12 protein-coding genes and 2 tRNA genes are annotated in these 13,868 nt (G+C 70.0%); 5 read left to right on the top strand and 9 right to left on the bottom strand.

Translation table 11 applies throughout. The features are described 5' to 3' along the window. Positions 1-85: 85 nt before the first annotated feature. From ACFY9S_RS21140 to ACFY9S_RS21130, 3 genes are all read left to right on the top strand, one after another. On the top strand, positions 86-835 hold the full coding sequence (locus tag ACFY9S_RS21140) for a helix-turn-helix domain-containing protein (RefSeq protein ID WP_391130747.1): 750 nt from the start codon (positions 86-88) through the stop codon (positions 833-835). 33 nt (positions 836-868) lie between these two features. Next, positions 869-1,669 (top strand): histidinol-phosphatase, encoded by an 801-nt coding sequence (hisN, locus tag ACFY9S_RS21135; protein WP_102911932.1) that lies wholly within the window; start codon positions 869-871, stop codon positions 1,667-1,669. A 130-nt stretch (positions 1,670-1,799) separates the two neighbouring features. After that, positions 1,800-2,192, top strand: a complete 393-nt coding sequence (locus tag ACFY9S_RS21130; protein WP_102911931.1) for a cyclic nucleotide-binding/CBS domain-containing protein — start codon at positions 1,800-1,802, stop codon at positions 2,190-2,192. A 73-nt stretch (positions 2,193-2,265) separates the two neighbouring features. Here ACFY9S_RS21130 and ACFY9S_RS21125 read toward each other — a convergent pair whose 3' ends face one another. Beyond that, positions 2,266-3,717: a catalase gene (locus tag ACFY9S_RS21125; RefSeq protein ID WP_391130744.1), complete on the bottom strand. Its 1,452-nt coding sequence runs from the start codon at positions 3,715-3,717 to the stop codon at positions 2,266-2,268. A gap of 144 nt (positions 3,718-3,861) precedes the next feature. Between ACFY9S_RS21125 and ACFY9S_RS21120 the strand changes: the two genes are divergently transcribed. Next, complete coding sequence (locus ACFY9S_RS21120) at positions 3,862-4,278, top strand: transcriptional repressor (RefSeq protein WP_391130741.1); 417 nt, start codon at positions 3,862-3,864, stop codon at positions 4,276-4,278. A 143-nt stretch (positions 4,279-4,421) separates the two neighbouring features. On the opposite strand, the gene ACFY9S_RS21115 is transcribed toward ACFY9S_RS21120, so the two are convergent. The 4 genes from ACFY9S_RS21115 to ACFY9S_RS21100 all read right to left on the bottom strand — a co-directional run bounded on the left by ACFY9S_RS21115 (position 4,422) and on the right by ACFY9S_RS21100 (position 9,724). After that, positions 4,422-4,495: transfer RNA gene (locus tag ACFY9S_RS21115), tRNA-Met, on the bottom strand. A gap of 92 nt (positions 4,496-4,587) precedes the next feature. Then, positions 4,588-6,411, bottom strand: a complete 1,824-nt coding sequence (locus ACFY9S_RS21110) for a tetratricopeptide repeat protein (protein ID WP_391130739.1) — start codon at positions 6,409-6,411, stop codon at positions 4,588-4,590. A 234-nt stretch (positions 6,412-6,645) separates the two neighbouring features. Continuing rightward, positions 6,646-6,719, bottom strand: a tRNA-Met gene (locus ACFY9S_RS21105). Positions 6,720-6,784: 65 nt separating this feature from the next. Beyond that, positions 6,785-9,724: a UPF0182 family protein gene (locus ACFY9S_RS21100; RefSeq protein ID WP_391131176.1), complete on the bottom strand. Its 2,940-nt coding sequence runs from the start codon at positions 9,722-9,724 to the stop codon at positions 6,785-6,787. 163 nt (positions 9,725-9,887) lie between these two features. Between ACFY9S_RS21100 and ACFY9S_RS21095 the strand changes: the two genes are divergently transcribed. Next, entirely contained in the window at positions 9,888-10,430 is a 543-nt protein-coding gene (locus ACFY9S_RS21095; protein ID WP_391130737.1) for a PPA1309 family protein, read from the top strand. Between the two features lie 44 nt (positions 10,431-10,474). Here ACFY9S_RS21095 and ACFY9S_RS21090 read toward each other — a convergent pair whose 3' ends face one another. The 4 genes from ACFY9S_RS21090 to ACFY9S_RS21075 all read right to left on the bottom strand — a co-directional run bounded on the left by ACFY9S_RS21090 (position 10,475) and on the right by ACFY9S_RS21075 (position 13,842). After that, positions 10,475-11,566, bottom strand: coding sequence for a PDZ domain-containing protein (locus ACFY9S_RS21090; RefSeq protein ID WP_391130734.1), 1,092 nt, complete (start codon positions 11,564-11,566; stop codon positions 10,475-10,477). A gap of 102 nt (positions 11,567-11,668) precedes the next feature. Then, entirely contained in the window at positions 11,669-11,833 is a 165-nt protein-coding gene (locus ACFY9S_RS21085; protein ID WP_167455419.1) for a hypothetical protein, read from the bottom strand. Positions 11,834-12,004: 171 nt separating this feature from the next. Continuing rightward, positions 12,005-12,463, bottom strand: a complete 459-nt coding sequence (locus ACFY9S_RS21080) for a molybdenum cofactor biosynthesis protein MoaE (protein WP_391130731.1) — start codon at positions 12,461-12,463, stop codon at positions 12,005-12,007. Positions 12,464-12,717: 254 nt separating this feature from the next. After that, entirely contained in the window at positions 12,718-13,842 is a 1,125-nt protein-coding gene (locus ACFY9S_RS21075; RefSeq protein ID WP_391130728.1) for an NAD-dependent epimerase/dehydratase family protein, read from the bottom strand. Between the last annotated feature and the right edge of the window lie 26 nt (positions 13,843-13,868).

Raw genomic sequence — 13,868 nt, 5'->3', positions numbered from 1 at the left:
CGCAACAAGGCTTCTTCATTCGTTGCAATGGAATGAAAGTGAACGCTAGGGTGCGCAGACATCACGCACCACGAAGGAGGCCGCGATGCCGGGAGGCAGGCTCACGCAGCAGGAACGCCAGCAGATCGCGCTGGGGCTGGCCGACGGCCTGGCCTACGCGGAGATCGCCCGGCGTCTCGACCGCCCGACGTCGACGGTCACCCGCGAGGTCATGCGCAACGGCGGCCCCACTGCCTACCGCGCCGACCTGGCCCACCGCGCCACCGAACACCGCACCCGGCGCCGCAGGCAGGCCGCACCCCGGGGCCCGAAGGCACCCCCGCGGACCGACGGGCGGGACGCCGAGGCCGTACGCGAGTACGAGGAGACGTTCACCACGGTCATGATGGGGTCGGGCATGCCCAAGATGATGTCCCGGGTGATGGCCTGCCTCTGCCTCACCGACTCGGGCAGCCTCACCGCGTCCGAACTCGCCCAGCGGCTCCAGGTCAGCCCCGCGTCCGTCTCCAAGGCGGTCGCGTTCCTCGACGGCCAGGGATTCGTCCGCCGGGAGACGGACCACGGCCGCCGCGAGCGCTACGTCGTCGACGACGACATCTGGTACCGGTCGATGCTGGCCAGCGCGAAGGCCATCGCCCAGGTCGTCGAGACCGCGCGGCAGGGCGTCGGCGTCCTCGGCCCCGGCACCCCGGCCGCCGCCCGCCTCGAGAACGTCGCCCGTTTCCTCGCCTTCGTCTCCGAGAGCACCGCCCGCGCCGCGGAGCAGGCGCGCGCCGTCCTCCACACCAAGCCCGGGACGGCATCCGACTCCCCCGGCCCCGCCGACCCCCTGTAGCCCCACCCGCACCTCGGCAGATAGGTTCGTTGCATGCCCGACTACCTCGACGACCTGCGTCTCGCCCACGTCCTCGCCGACGCCGCCGACGCCGGGACGATGGACCGGTTCAAGGCCCTCGACCTCAAGGTCGAGACCAAACCGGACATGACCCCGGTGAGCGAGGCGGACAAGGCCGCGGAGGAACTCATCCGCGGCCACCTCGGGCGCGCCCGCCCACGGGACGCGATCCTCGGCGAGGAGTACGGCGTCGAGGGCACCGGCCCCCGCCGCTGGGTGATCGACCCGATCGACGGCACCAAGAACTATGTGCGGGGCGTGCCCGTCTGGGCCACGCTCATCTCACTGATGGAGGCCGGCGAGGGTGGTTTCCAGCCCGTCGTGGGCGTCGTCTCCGCCCCCGCCCTCGGCCGCCGCTGGTGGGCCGCGAAGGGCCACGGCGCGTTCTCCGGCCGCAGCCTCACCAAGGCCTCCCCGCTGCGGGTCTCCCGGGTCTCCACACTCTCCGACGCCTCCTTCGCGTACTCCTCACTGAGTGGCTGGGAGGAGCACGGACGCCTGGACGGCTTCCTGGACCTCACCCGCGAGGTGTGGCGTACGCGCGCGTACGGCGACTTCTGGCCGTACATGATGGTCGCGGAGGGTTCGGTCGACATGTGCGCCGAGCCGGAGCTGTCCCTGTGGGACATGGCCGCCACCGCCATCGTCGTCACCGAGGCCGGCGGCACCTTCACCGGCCTCGACGCACGCCCGGGCCCCCACAGCGGCAACGCGGCCGCGTCGAACGGCCTCCTCCACGACGAGCTGCTGGGGTATCTGAACCAGCGCTACTGAGCCCCCCCGTTGTTACCGAGCGCCCCCTTGTTGACCCTCCCTTTGCCTGCCACTCTGAGAGTACCCCCACTTGTGAACTTGTGAAGCGCTGAACAAACGGCGGGGACACTCCCAGGAGGTGGCTCCATCCATGCTCGTCCGTGACGCCATGAGCACTGTCGTCCTCACCATCGGCCCGACCCACACCCTGCGCCAGGCGGCCGCGCTGATGTCCGCGCGCAAGGTGGGGGCGGCGGTGGTCCACGACCCCGACGCCGGCGGCATCGGCATCCTCACCGAACGCGACATCCTCAACTCCGTGGGCCTGGGCCAGGACCCGGACACGGAGCGCGCCCACGCCCACACCACCAACAACGTCGTGTTCGCCGCTCCGGCCTGGACGCTGGAGGAGGCGGCCGGCGCCATGGCACACGGCGGCTTCCGGCACCTCATCGTGCTGGACGGCGGCGAACCCGCCGGCATCGTCTCTGTCCGCGACATCATCCGCTGCTGGGCGCCGGCACGGCAGCAGGTCCCCGCGTAGCGGAACGGACGGGGCCGGGCCCCGCAAGGGGACCCGGCCCGTCCACTACCGCGAGCGGTCCAGTGCTGGAGGTTCAGCCGCGCAGGGCCTGCACCGCGGCCTCCAGCCGCTTGCCGTAGTCTCCGTCGGCCCGACGGAAGTTGTCGATCGCCCGCTCGACGATGTCGTCGCGCGAGACCTTGGCGATGAAGCCCGCCAGGTTGGCGATCAGGCGCTCCTTCTCGTCCTCGCCCATCAGGCGGTAGAGGTTGCCCGCCTGCACGAAATCGTCGTCCTCGGCATGGACCGGAGCCGGGTGATCACCCGTCGCGCCGCTCACGGCCGTCGCCGACCACAGCGGACGGTCCGTCTGGAACGGGCCGCCGAAGCTGTTCGGCTCGTAGTTCTTCGCGCCACCGTGACGGCCGTCGTAGAGGGACCCGTCACGGGAGTGGGTGCGCGCCGCGGTGGCGTGCGGACGGTTCACCGGCAGGTGGTCGGCGTTGATGCCGACGCGGTAGCGGTGGGCGTCGCCGTAGGCGAAGAGGCGGCCCTGGAGCATCTTGTCCGGGGACGGTCCGATGCCCGGCACGAAGTGGGCGGGGCTGAAGATCGACTGCTCGACCTCGGCGAAGACGTTCTCCGGGTTGCGGTTGAGCTCCAGCTTGCCGATCTCGACGACCGGGTAGTCCGCGTGCGGCCAGACCTTGGTCACGTCGAACGGGTTGAACCGGTACGTCGCCGCCTCGGCCACCGGCATGATCTGCACGCCGACCGTCCAGGTCGGGTACTCGCCCCGCTCGATGGCCTCGCGCAGGTCGCGCTGATGGGAGTCGGGATCCTCACCCGCGAGCCGGGCCGCCGCCTCGGCCGTCAGGTTCTTGATGCCCTGGTCCGTCTTGAAGTGGTACTTCACCCAGAAGGCCTCACCGGCCTCGTTGCTCCACTGGAAGGTGTGCGAGCCGAAGCCGTCCATGTGGCGGTACGAGGCGGGGATGCCGCGGTCGCCGAACAGCCAGGTCACCTGGTGCGTGGACTCGGGCGACAGGCTCCAGAAGTCCCAGACGTTGTCCGCCTCGGTCGAACCCGTGTACGGGTCACGCTTCTGGGTGTGGATGAAGTCCGGGAACTTGATGGCGTCCTTGATGAAGAACACCGGGGTGTTGTTGCCGACGAGGTCGTAGTTGCCCTCCTCGGTGTAGAACTTCAGCGCGAAGCCGCGCGGGTCGCGCACCGCATCCGCGGCGCCCAGGTTGCCGGCCACGGTCGAGAAGCGCAGGAAGACCTCGGTCTGCTTGCCGATGGCGGAGAGGAAGGCGGCACGCGTGTACGGGGTGACATCGGCGGTCACCGTGAAGGTGCCGTACGCACCCGCACCGCGGGCGTGCACCACGCGCTCCGGGATGCGCTCGCGGTTGAAGTGGGCCAGCTTCTCCAGCAGGAGCTGGTCCTGGACGAGCACCGGGCCGCCGACGCCCGCGGTCTCGCTGTTCTGGTTGTCGGCGACCGGAGCCCCGGCCTCCGTCGTAAGCGGTCCCTGCGTCACGTGCGCCTCCTGCACCATTCCTGACCAGTCCTGCCCTCTGGCCAAAGCCGTTCTCGATCCTACAATAGACATCGTCTAAAGCAAGTGGGACTCTAATCTCACACCTGTTCGCGACCTGGTCCCTTTAGCTGTTAGGCTGTGGCCATGAGTGACCTTCTGGAACGCCTGCGCGGACGCGGATGGCGGATGACCGCGCAGCGGCGCGTCGTGGCCGAGGTCCTCGACGGCGAACACGTCCATCTGACGGCCGACGAGGTCCACGCCCGGGCCGTCGCCAAGCTGCCCGAGATCTCCCGAGCGACGGTCTACAACACGCTGGGTGAGCTCGTGACCCTCGGCGAGGTGCTGGAGGTCTCCACCGACCAGCGCGCCAAGCGGTACGACCCGAACGCCCACCAGCCGCACCACCACCTGGTCTGCGCCCAGTGCGGCGCGATCCGGGACGTCCACCCGACCGGCAACCCGCTGGCGGACCTCCCCGAGACCGAGCGCTTCGGCTTCACGGTCTCGGACGTCGAGGTGACGTACCGCGGCGTCTGCCCGAACTGCGCGACCGCTTAGCCCGCTCACCCGGCCCTACGAAAAGCCCCGGCACCGATGGGTGCCGGGGCTTTTCGTAGGGCCGGGCCGTACAGGGCCGGGCCGTTGGACGCCAAACGCACCGAGGGCCGGAACCCTTTCGGATTCCGGCCCTCGGCCTTCAGTAGCGGGGACAGGATTTGAACCTGCGACCTCTGGGTTATGAGCCCAGCGAGCTACCGAGCTGCTCCACCCCGCGCCGTTGAATGCAACGTTACGTCAACGCGGAGGACGGATGCAAATCCATTACTCGGGACCACGCCCACCCGGCCCCCGCACCGACGCGACGCCTCACGCGGAGAGCTCCTGCCGCAGCGCGTCCCTCAGCCGCTCCGCCCTCTCGGCGACGGACGCCGGTCCCAGCGACACGGCCCGGTCGGCCCAGCGCTGCCCTTCCGCCAGCTCTCCCCGACGCGCGCAGACCAGGGCAAGCCGCAACGCCGCCCGCCCGTGCCCGGCGTCGGCGGCCCGCTTCCACCACACCGCCGCCTCGGGCTCGCTCCCCTCCCGGGCCAGCAGCAGCCCGAGATTGAACGCGCCGTTGCGGGAACCGGCCTCGGCCGCCTCCCGGTACCACCGAGCGGCCTCGACGACATCGCCCCGGGCCGCCGCCAGCATGCCGACCCGCACCTGTGCCCGCCGATGCCCCTGGTGCGCCGCCCGCTCGTACCACTCCTCGCACTCGCTGGGCAGGTGCACCGGTTCCCCGAGCTCATGCGCCGGCTCCGGCGGCCGCCGAGCGTCGAGCACCGTCGCCAGCCGGTACGCGGCCTCGGCGCTCCCGCCCCCGGCCGCACACCGCAGATGCCGCTCGGCCTCCTGCTCATCGCCGTCGCGCAGTTTCGCCATGCCGACCTGGAGCGCCGCCTCGGTGTGCCCGGCGGCGGCGGCCCGCTCGTACCAGCGCAGCGCGGCCTGCTCCTCGCTCCGCCCGGCATGCAGGATGCCGAGGTTGAAGGCGGCGTCCACGCTCCCGGCCTCCGCGGCCTTGGAGAACCACGGCTCCGCGCCCGTCTCGTCGCCGCCCCGCAGCAGCAGGATCGCCAGCGCGTTCGCGGCCTCCCGGTGCCCGGCGTAGGCCGCGCGCCGGTACCACTGCTCGGCCTGCGGGGTGCGCCCCTGCTCGGCGCAGAGCAGGCCGAGGTTGTACGCGCCGTTCACGTCGCCCGCGTCCATCGCGGCCCGGTACCACCGCTCGGCGGTCTGGGTCTCGCCCCGCTCGGCGTGCAGCGCGCCCAGCGCGTTCGCCGCGTTGCCGTCGCCGTCCTGGGCGGCCCGCAGCCACCACACGGCGGCGTTGTCGGTGTCGCCCGCGTCGCGCAGCAGGAAGCCGAGCGCGCAGGCGGCACGCGCATCGCCGTCCTTGGCGGACGTCAGGTACCAGCGTCCGGCCTCCTTGAGCTCGCCGCGCCTCTCCAGGATCGTCCCGAGGTGCAGGGCGGCCCGCCGGTGGCCGCGCGCGGCGGCCTGCCGGTACCACTGCTCGGCCTCCTCGGGCACCTGGGCACCGCTGTCGCCGCCGGGTTCCCGCGCCGCGTGCCGGTCCAGCGCCCGCGCCAGCCGGTACGCCGCCTCCCGGTGCCCGCGCTCGGCCGCGACCCGCATCCACCGCTCGGACCCGGCGTCACCGCGGTGCTCCAGCAGATCGGCGAGCGCGTAGGCACCCAGCGTGTGCCCCTGTTCGGCGGACTGGCGCAGCCAGTACTCGGCGGCGGGTTCGTCGCCGCGCTCGCGGTGGTGCCGGCCCAGGGCGTGCGCGGCCGCCGTGGATCCGGCGACGGCGGCGATCCGCCACCATCCCGCGGCCTCGTCGGCATACCCCCGCTGGTGGAGCAGAACCCCCAGGTTGTTGGCGGCCGCCCGGTCGCCCGCGGCGGTGGCGGCACGCAGATGAGGCTCGGCACCGTCGAGGTCACCACGGCGCAGCAGCATGGCCCCGAGGACACTCATCGCCTCGACGTCGCCGGCCTCGGCTGCGAGCCGCTGACGCAGCTCCTCGGCCGCCTCGTCGGCGATCTCCCCGGTCTCGTCCGGGGTCTCGGTGTCCTCCCGGCTGGAAGGCTGCACAAAACGCCCTGTCTCGAACAGAGTTGCCTTGTCCCCCATAACGTCCATCGTCGCACCACCTGCAACCTGGGTACACCTCGTATACCGCAGCCAGTGAGGTCACTTCAGCGTTTTGTCGACATGCCCACAGAGAGACAAGTCAAACACAGATTGCCCAACTCCCCCCGGCGGCGCGGCCACAGCCTGCGCCAGCACATGCGTTCACACATCACGAAGGCCCGGATTCCTTTGTGGAATCCGGGCCTTCGTGGCCGCTCCGTCACTCGGACATCGCGACTTCAGTAGCGGGGACAGGATTTGAACCTGCGACCTCTGGGTTATGAGCCCAGCGAGCTACCGAGCTGCTCCACCCCGCGCCGTTGTGTTCACAACCGTATCACGGCGCGGGTGGGCATTTGACCAGGCCAGGGCGGCCAGGTCCCTAACTGCTCGGCTTCGGGCTCGGACTGCCGCTCGGACTGCCGCCGGGCTTGCTCTCGCCGCCCCCGGCACCGCCCGCCCGGCTCCCCTCGGCCTGCGCGTCCTCGGCCCGCCGCAGGGCGTCCTCGAGGTCCTTCTGCGCCTTGCCGTACGCCTCCCAGTCGTTCTTCTTCAGGGCCTCCTGGCCGGCGTCGAACGCCTTCTGGGCGTCCTCCAGGGCCTGTTGGACCGTCGGGTTGTCGGACGCCGGTGGTGGTGGCGTCGTATCGCCCTCGTCCGGTGGCTCGGCGGCCGGACCGTCCGCTCCGAAGATCTTGTTCAGGGCCTCGTCGAGGGTGTTCTCGAAGGCGGTCTGGCCTCCGTAGGTGACCAGCACCTTGCGCAGCAGCGGGTACTTCAGTCCGCCACCGCGGACGTAGACCGGCTCCACGTAGAGCAGTCCGCCGTCGAGCGGCACCGTCAGCAGGTTGCCGTACTCGACCTCCGAGTCGCCGCCTCTCAGGAGCCTGATGGACTCGGCGATGTCCTCTTGGGAGTTGAACTGGCTCTGGACCTGCTTGGGTCCGTTGACCGTGGTGTTCGTCGGCAGTTTCAGGATTCTGATCTTGCCGTAGTCACCGGTGCCCGCCTCGGCGTCGACCGCCATGAACGCACTGAGGTTGTCCCGGCCGTTGGGCGTGAAGGTCGTCGTCAGCGAGAACGCCTGTGCCTTCTGGTCGGGCATCTTCATGCTCAGGTAGTACGGCGGCACCGCGCTGCCCGACCGGTTCGTCGGGTCGTCCGGCACCTGCCACACCTCGCTGCCGCTGAGGAACGTCGTGGCGTCCTTCACGTGGTAGCGGGTGAGCAGCTCCCGCTGGACCTTGAACAGGTCCTGGGGGTAGCGCAGGTGGTCCATGAGCGACTTGGAGATGTCGCTCTTGGGCTCCACCGTGTTCGGGAAGGCCTTCATCCAGGTCTTCAGGACGGGGTCCTTGGTGTCCCACTGGAAGAGCTTGACCTTGCCGGTGTAGGCGTCGACGGTGGCCTTCACCGAGTTGCGGATGTAGTTGACCTGGTTCTGCTGGGCCACCACCGCGCGGTTGTCGTTGGTGGCGGTCAGCGAGTCGGCCGTGGTGTCACCGAGGGTCGTACGCGAGGAGTACGGGTAACCGTTCGTCGTCGTGTACGCGTCGACGATCCACTGGATCCGGCCGTCCACGACCGCCGGGTAGGCGTCGCCGTCGATGGTCAGCCAGGGGGCGACCGCCTCGACGCGCTCCTTGGGCGTGCGGTTGTACAGGATCCGCGAACCGTCGCCGATGGCACCGGAGTACATGATCTGCGGCTCGCCCAACGCCACCGCGTACGCCGCCCGGTTGACCGGGTTGGAGAGGTTGACCCCGCTGTCGCCCTTGTAGCTGGTGGTCTTCTCGCCGTTGTCGTCGGAGTAGTCGATCTCCTTCTGGGGACCGCCGACGATGGAGTACGTGTCGGTCTTCTCGCCGTAGTAGATCCGCTGCTCGTACGTGCCGAGGTCGCCCTCGGAGGGCAGGTCGGACTCGGTGAAGTTCGGCCGGCCCTGGGCGTCGGCGCTGGTGCCCTCGGCGGCGACCACTCCGAACCCGTGGGTGTAACGGAAGTGGTTGTTGATCCAGTTCTTCTTCGGGATGCCCGCGAGGTTGATCTCACGCAGGCCGATGACCGTGTCCTGGTCCTTGCCGTCCTTGGTGTAGCGGTCGACGTCCAGGTTGTTCGGGAACGCGTAGTAGTTCCTGATCTGCTGGAGCTGCTGGAACGTCGGCGAGACGATGTTCGGGTCCATGATCCGGATGCTGGCCGTGGCCGGGACGTCGTCGCGCAGGGTGGTCTTGTCCTCGGTCTTGCTCGTGCCCGAGTAGTCGGTGACCTTGGTGCCGTCGATGCCGTAGGCCTTGCGCGTGGCCTCGAGGTTCTTCTCGACGTACGGCGCTTCCTTGGCCTGCTCGTTCGGCTGGACCTGGAACTTCTGCACGATCGCCGGGTAGAGGCCGCCGATGAGGATCGCGGAGAGCACCATCAGGCCGAAGCCGATCACGGGCAGCTGCCAGGTGCGCCGCCAGATGGTGGCGAAGAACAGCAGCGCGCAGATGACGGCGATGCAGAAGAGGATCGTCTTGGCCGGCAGGTAGGCGTTGGCGTCGACGTACCTCAGACCCGTCCAGTTGTCGGTCGCCCGGAAGTCACTGGACTTCACGGCGAGTCCGTACCGGTCGAGCCAGTACGCGACCGCCTTGAGTGCCACGAAGATGCCGATGAGCACCGACAGGTGCCCGGTGGCCGCCGCCGTGGCGCGGGCGCCCGGGCTGGTGACGCGCAGCCCGCCGTACAGGTAGTGGGTGAGCGCGGCGGCGATCACGGACAGGATCGCGGCGGCGAAGCCGAAGCCGAGCAGGAACCGGTACCAGGGCAGGTCGAAGGCGTAGAAGGCGACGTCCAGCTTGAACTGGGGGTCCTTCTCGCCGAAGGGCACGCCGTTGACCCACATCAGCCACGTCCGCCACTGGCCGGAGGCGGAGGCGCCGGCGATCAGGCCCACCAGGGCGGTGATCCCGAGCAGCAGCCACTTCTTGTAGGGCGCGATGCTCATCCGGTAGCGGTCGAGGTTCTGCTGCTCCATCGACATGGCACTCAGCGGTGGCCGCAGCCGGTGCGCCAGCCAGATGTTGAAGCCGACGGCCAGGGCCATGAGCAGGCCGAAGACGAAGAAGAGCCCGATCTTGGTCCACAGGGTGGTGGTGAAGACCGAGGAGTAGTTCACCGACCGGTACCAGAGCCAGTCCGTCCAAAAGCCCGCGAACATGGTGAACGCCATGCCGAGAACGGCCAGGACGCCCAGCGTCGTGAGCAGGGTCCGGACACGCCGGGACGGGCGGCCCACTCTGATCCGCGGCCCCGAAGGGCCTCCGCCGCGGTCCGGCATCTGGAAAGCCAAGGTGCGCACCTCGAAGTTCGCTGTTGATTCGTCAGGCCCGCGTCTTCACGGACCGTATGTGGCCCCCGTGATCGTGGGCCCCCACCTATGCAACTTACTCACCGTTTACTCGGTTCCCGATTCCGGCCGGGAACGAGGCAGGATTGTGACCATGTCCAACACTCCCATGGCTGCGAACCCGCTCACCCGGGCCGTACTCGAGATCGACGAGTACGTCTCCGGCCTCGGCTGGGACCAGTCAGCCCGTCTTTTCGCCCTCGTCGACACCGCACGCCTGCGGGCCGAACAACCCTCGCTCGCGGACCGGCTCGGTCTGGGTGACGAGTCGGAGAACTCCGGCCTCACCCCGATCGAGCAGGACGAAGTACCAACGGGCAAGCCGCTCGACGAGTTCCTCGCCACCATCGCCTGGCCCGACGCGGTGGTCGGCTGCGCCCTCGCGGTGGAACGCCTGATGCTGCCGCCGTCCGCGGAGGCCCAGGTCCCGCAGGGGCTGAGTGAGGCCGCGCTCACGAAGTGGGTGGCGGACCACCCGGACCGCCAGGAGGTCCGCATGACGGTCGCGGTGCTGCGCGACGGCACGCGTGAGTCGGCCCTGCGGCTGCGCGAGAAGGACTCCCCCACCGAGGTCCTGACCGGCTCCGACCTGGTCCCGGGACTGGCGGAGGCGCTGACGGCGACGTTCGAGGAGTAGCCCCGAAGGACCATGGGCCCGGTTCTCCGGGCCCGGTCCCCGATCTACTTACCGCACGTCGGCAGATCCGCGGTGTCGCCGCTGCGGATGTCCGCGAGAGCGCCGAGGGCGTCCTGGATGGTGCCCACCTTGATGAGGGTGAGGCCGTCGGGGGTGTCCTTGGCGGCGGCCGCGCAGTTGTCGGCGGGCGTCAGGAAGTACCGCGCGCCCTTGGCGCGCGCGCCCACGGTCTTCATCTCGATGCCGCCGATCGGCCCGACCTTGCCGGCGTCGTCGATCGTGCCGGTGCCTGCCACGAACCTGCCGCCGGTCAGGCTGCCGGGGGTGAGCTTGTCGTAGATGCCGAGAGCGAACATCAGCCCGGCGCTCGGCCCGCCGACGTCGGCGAGCTTGATGTCGATGGTGAACGGGAACGTGTGGTCGGTGCCCGCGGAGATCCCGACGATGGCGCGCTTCTCACCGGTGTCGTCGGACATCGTGGTGGTCATACTGATGTCCTGCGTCCTGGTCGGCGTCCGCTTCTCCTTCTCCGCCAAGGCCTGCTCCTTGGCCGGCACGATCGTGAAGCGGACGTCCTGGCCCGGCTTGTGCTTGGTGACGAGCTTCGCGACGTCGGCCGGCTCCTTCACCGCCGTACCGTCGACGGCCTTGATCACGTCCCCCGCGTGCAGCTTTCCCTGGGCCGGGGACCCCTTGACCACGGTCGAGACGATCACCCAGGACTTCACCGGAACGTCCAGCTGCTTCAGGGCGGCCACCTTGGCGCTCTCCTGGGACTGGCTGAACTCCTCGGCGTTCTCCTGGGTGGACTGCTCCTCGGTCTTGCCGTCCGGGTAGAGCGTCTCGTGCGGCACGACCTTGTTGTCGTGTGCGAGCCAGCCGTAGACGGCTTCGACCAGGTTCATCCGGTAGTCGGCGCTCGTGACCCGGACCGTGGTCATGTTCAGATGGCCACTGGTCGCGTAGGTCTTCTTCCCCGCGATCTGCAGCACCGGCTCACCGTCGTGATCGCCCAGCGTGTTCACCGTCGGCCCCGGGGACATCTCCGCGTAGGGCACGGGGATGAACACTCCCGCGCACAGGAGCGCGATCAGCATCAGGGTGGAGGCGAGCATCGTCGCGGTGCGGCGTGGCATGACTCGACAGTACGGGACGGTTCTGTCAGCGCACCGTCAGGGCCGCCCGTCCGGGGCGGCCCTGCGCTTTCCCACGTCTGTGACCTGCTGTTTCTCCGACCCTCAGGCACCCGGCCGGGGCTTCTCCATGGCCTCGCGGAAGCGGGCGTAGCCCGTGAGTTCCGGGCCGTCGTTGCGGACCTTGCGGGTCCGGTTCGCCCAACTGCCCCAGAGCCCCGCGCCGATGGCAGCCACAAGCGGAATCAGCAACCAGGCGAGCGCCGCCATGCCGACCTCCAACCCCTTTGAACGTCCGCAACTGACTGATCAGCAGATTAACGATCCGCAGTGACAACGCTCCCGCCAGGGGTGCGGTTACGCAAGCGGAAGGCGGCATCCCGGATCAGCGGACCCCGACCCGCCCTCCCGCCACCCGACCACCACCCCCCAAGGACGGCGCTACGCGCCGACCCATTCCTCGGTGCCGTCGGAGAACTTCTGGTGCTTCCAGATGGGCACTTCGTGCTTGAGGTCGTCGATCAGCTTCCGGCAGGCCTCGAAGGCCTCTCCGCGATGCGGGCAGGAGACCGCGACGACCACGGCCAGGTCTCCGATCCGGAGGTCCCCCACGCGGTGCACGGCCGCCAGTGCCCGCACCGGGAACTCGGCGGCGACCTTCTCGGCGATCCGCCGCATCTCGGCCTCGGCGCTGGGGTGGCACGAATACCCCAGCTCCTCGACACCGGCGCCCCCGTCGTGGTTCCGCACGGTTCCCACGAAGAGCGCGGTGCCCCCGGCCGCGTCGTCCCCGACGGCCCGGAACACCTCGTCCAGGGAGAGTGCCGAGTCCCGGATCCCGATCAGTCGGATCGGGTCCTGCGCGGCCTGCTCACCGGGGTGATCGTTCGTGGTTGCCATGCCCCCATCGTGCCGCACGCGACCGACAGCACGGAATAGAGCCATCGACCGGCACGCGCGCGTACGCGTTTGGAGTCTCCTACAGGGGTCGTCGCCGGACGCGGAGGCACGATGCAGAGGCCTCGACCGGATGCGGGGCCGGATACGGGGCCGGATACGGGGGCCTCCGGGAGGCCGGAAGCAGAGGCCTCCGCCCGTTACGAAGCCCGGAAGCAGGTGCCTCCGCCCGATGCGAGGCCGGGCGCAGGTCTGCGTCAGATTCGGCGCCGGGCCTTACGCGCCCGCCGTACCACCGCCGCCGCGCCCAGCAGTGCCACCGTCGCGCCGGCGGCACCCGCGGCCGTCGCGTCCTTGCGGCCCAGCCGCCGCCCGGCGACCGTGTGCCGGCCGGCGACCTCCTCCAGGAGTTCCCCCAGCACCTCCTCGTTGGTGTACTGCGGGCGCCAGCCGGCGTCGTGCAGCCGGCTGCCGCTCACCACCCAGGGGTACATCGTGTACGCCAGGTCCCCGGCCGGGGACGGCGTGAGCCCGATGCGGTGCAGCCGCGCCGCCGCACCCAGCGCTACCGCCGACGGCAGCTCCATCCGCCGGATCCCGCTGAGCTCCTCGACCTCCTCCTGCTCCAGCCAGCCGTCGCACCCGACGGTCAGTTCCCCGTCGACCTTCTCCAGGACGGCGTACTCCAGCGCGTTGCACAGGTCCTCGACGTGGCAGAACTGCCACGCGGGCCGCGACCCGGCGACGACGAGGAGCCGGGGAGACTCGAAGTACCTGGTCAGCGCGGTGTCCGTGCCTCCGCCCACCAGCACGGCGGGCCGTACCACGGTGACGTTGAGCCCCGGGTGCGCCCGGGGCGCGCGCCTCGCCAGCCGTTCGATCTCCAGCAGGTCGCCCACTCCGGTCGCCTCGGCTGTGGCGCGCAGCTCGGCGTCCTCCGACAGGGGCAGCTCATTGTCGGGCAACGCCCCATAGACCATCGCCGAGGTGCAGAGCACGACCCGGTGCACTCCGGCCGCCGCGGCGGCCGTCAGGACGGTCTGCGTCCCCCGCACGTTGTAGGCCGTTCGGGCGGCCGCGTCGGTTTCCAGATCGAGATCCAGCGCGAGGTGCACCACTACGTCGGCACCGCGCAGCTTGTCCGCGATGGCCGGATCCCGTACGTCCAGGATGTGCCACTGGGCCGACGCGCACTCGCCGCGCCGCTCGTCTATGGCCACCACCTGCTTGACCTCGTCGGACGCGGCGAGCTGCTCGGTGAGCAGGGCTCCTACGCCGTACGCGGCGCCGGTGACCGCGACGACGGGTCCGCGCGCCGCGGGACTCGCGGAACTGGTTGACTGGTTTCGCGCTGCGCGAACCTGCGGATCTGGGGAACTCACCGGGCGTCTCCAGCGGTTGTCTTCAG

Source organism: Streptomyces sp. NPDC012474 (assembly GCF_042955185.1).
In the GTDB taxonomy this organism is placed as follows: domain Bacteria; phylum Actinomycetota; class Actinomycetes; order Streptomycetales; family Streptomycetaceae; genus Streptomyces; species Streptomyces cahuitamycinicus.
The sequence above is the reverse complement of the archived record's forward strand: the minus strand, read 5'-3'. Positions and strand labels throughout refer to the sequence as shown.

What these genes read in the sequence shown, in the direction of transcription:
- ACFY9S_RS21140 (WP_391130747.1), top strand. Translation starts at nt 86, where the DNA reads ATGCCGGGAGGCAGGCTCACGCAGCAGGAACGCCAGCAGATCGCGCTG.
- hisN (WP_102911932.1), top strand. Translation starts at nt 869, where the DNA reads ATGCCCGACTACCTCGACGACCTGCGTCTCGCCCACGTCCTCGCCGAC.
- ACFY9S_RS21130 (WP_102911931.1), top strand. Translation starts at nt 1,800, where the DNA reads ATGCTCGTCCGTGACGCCATGAGCACTGTCGTCCTCACCATCGGCCCG.
- ACFY9S_RS21120 (WP_391130741.1), top strand. Translation starts at nt 3,862, where the DNA reads ATGAGTGACCTTCTGGAACGCCTGCGCGGACGCGGATGGCGGATGACC.
- ACFY9S_RS21110 (WP_391130739.1), bottom strand. Translation starts at nt 6,411, where the DNA reads ATGGACGTTATGGGGGACAAGGCAACTCTGTTCGAGACAGGGCGTTTT.
- ACFY9S_RS21100 (WP_391131176.1), bottom strand. Translation starts at nt 9,724, where the DNA reads ATGCCGGACCGCGGCGGAGGCCCTTCGGGGCCGCGGATCAGAGTGGGC.
- ACFY9S_RS21095 (WP_391130737.1), top strand. Translation starts at nt 9,888, where the DNA reads ATGTCCAACACTCCCATGGCTGCGAACCCGCTCACCCGGGCCGTACTC.
- ACFY9S_RS21090 (WP_391130734.1), bottom strand. Translation starts at nt 11,566, where the DNA reads ATGCCACGCCGCACCGCGACGATGCTCGCCTCCACCCTGATGCTGATC.
- ACFY9S_RS21085 (WP_167455419.1), bottom strand. Translation starts at nt 11,833, where the DNA reads ATGGCGGCGCTCGCCTGGTTGCTGATTCCGCTTGTGGCTGCCATCGGC.
- ACFY9S_RS21080 (WP_391130731.1), bottom strand. Translation starts at nt 12,463, where the DNA reads ATGGCAACCACGAACGATCACCCCGGTGAGCAGGCCGCGCAGGACCCG.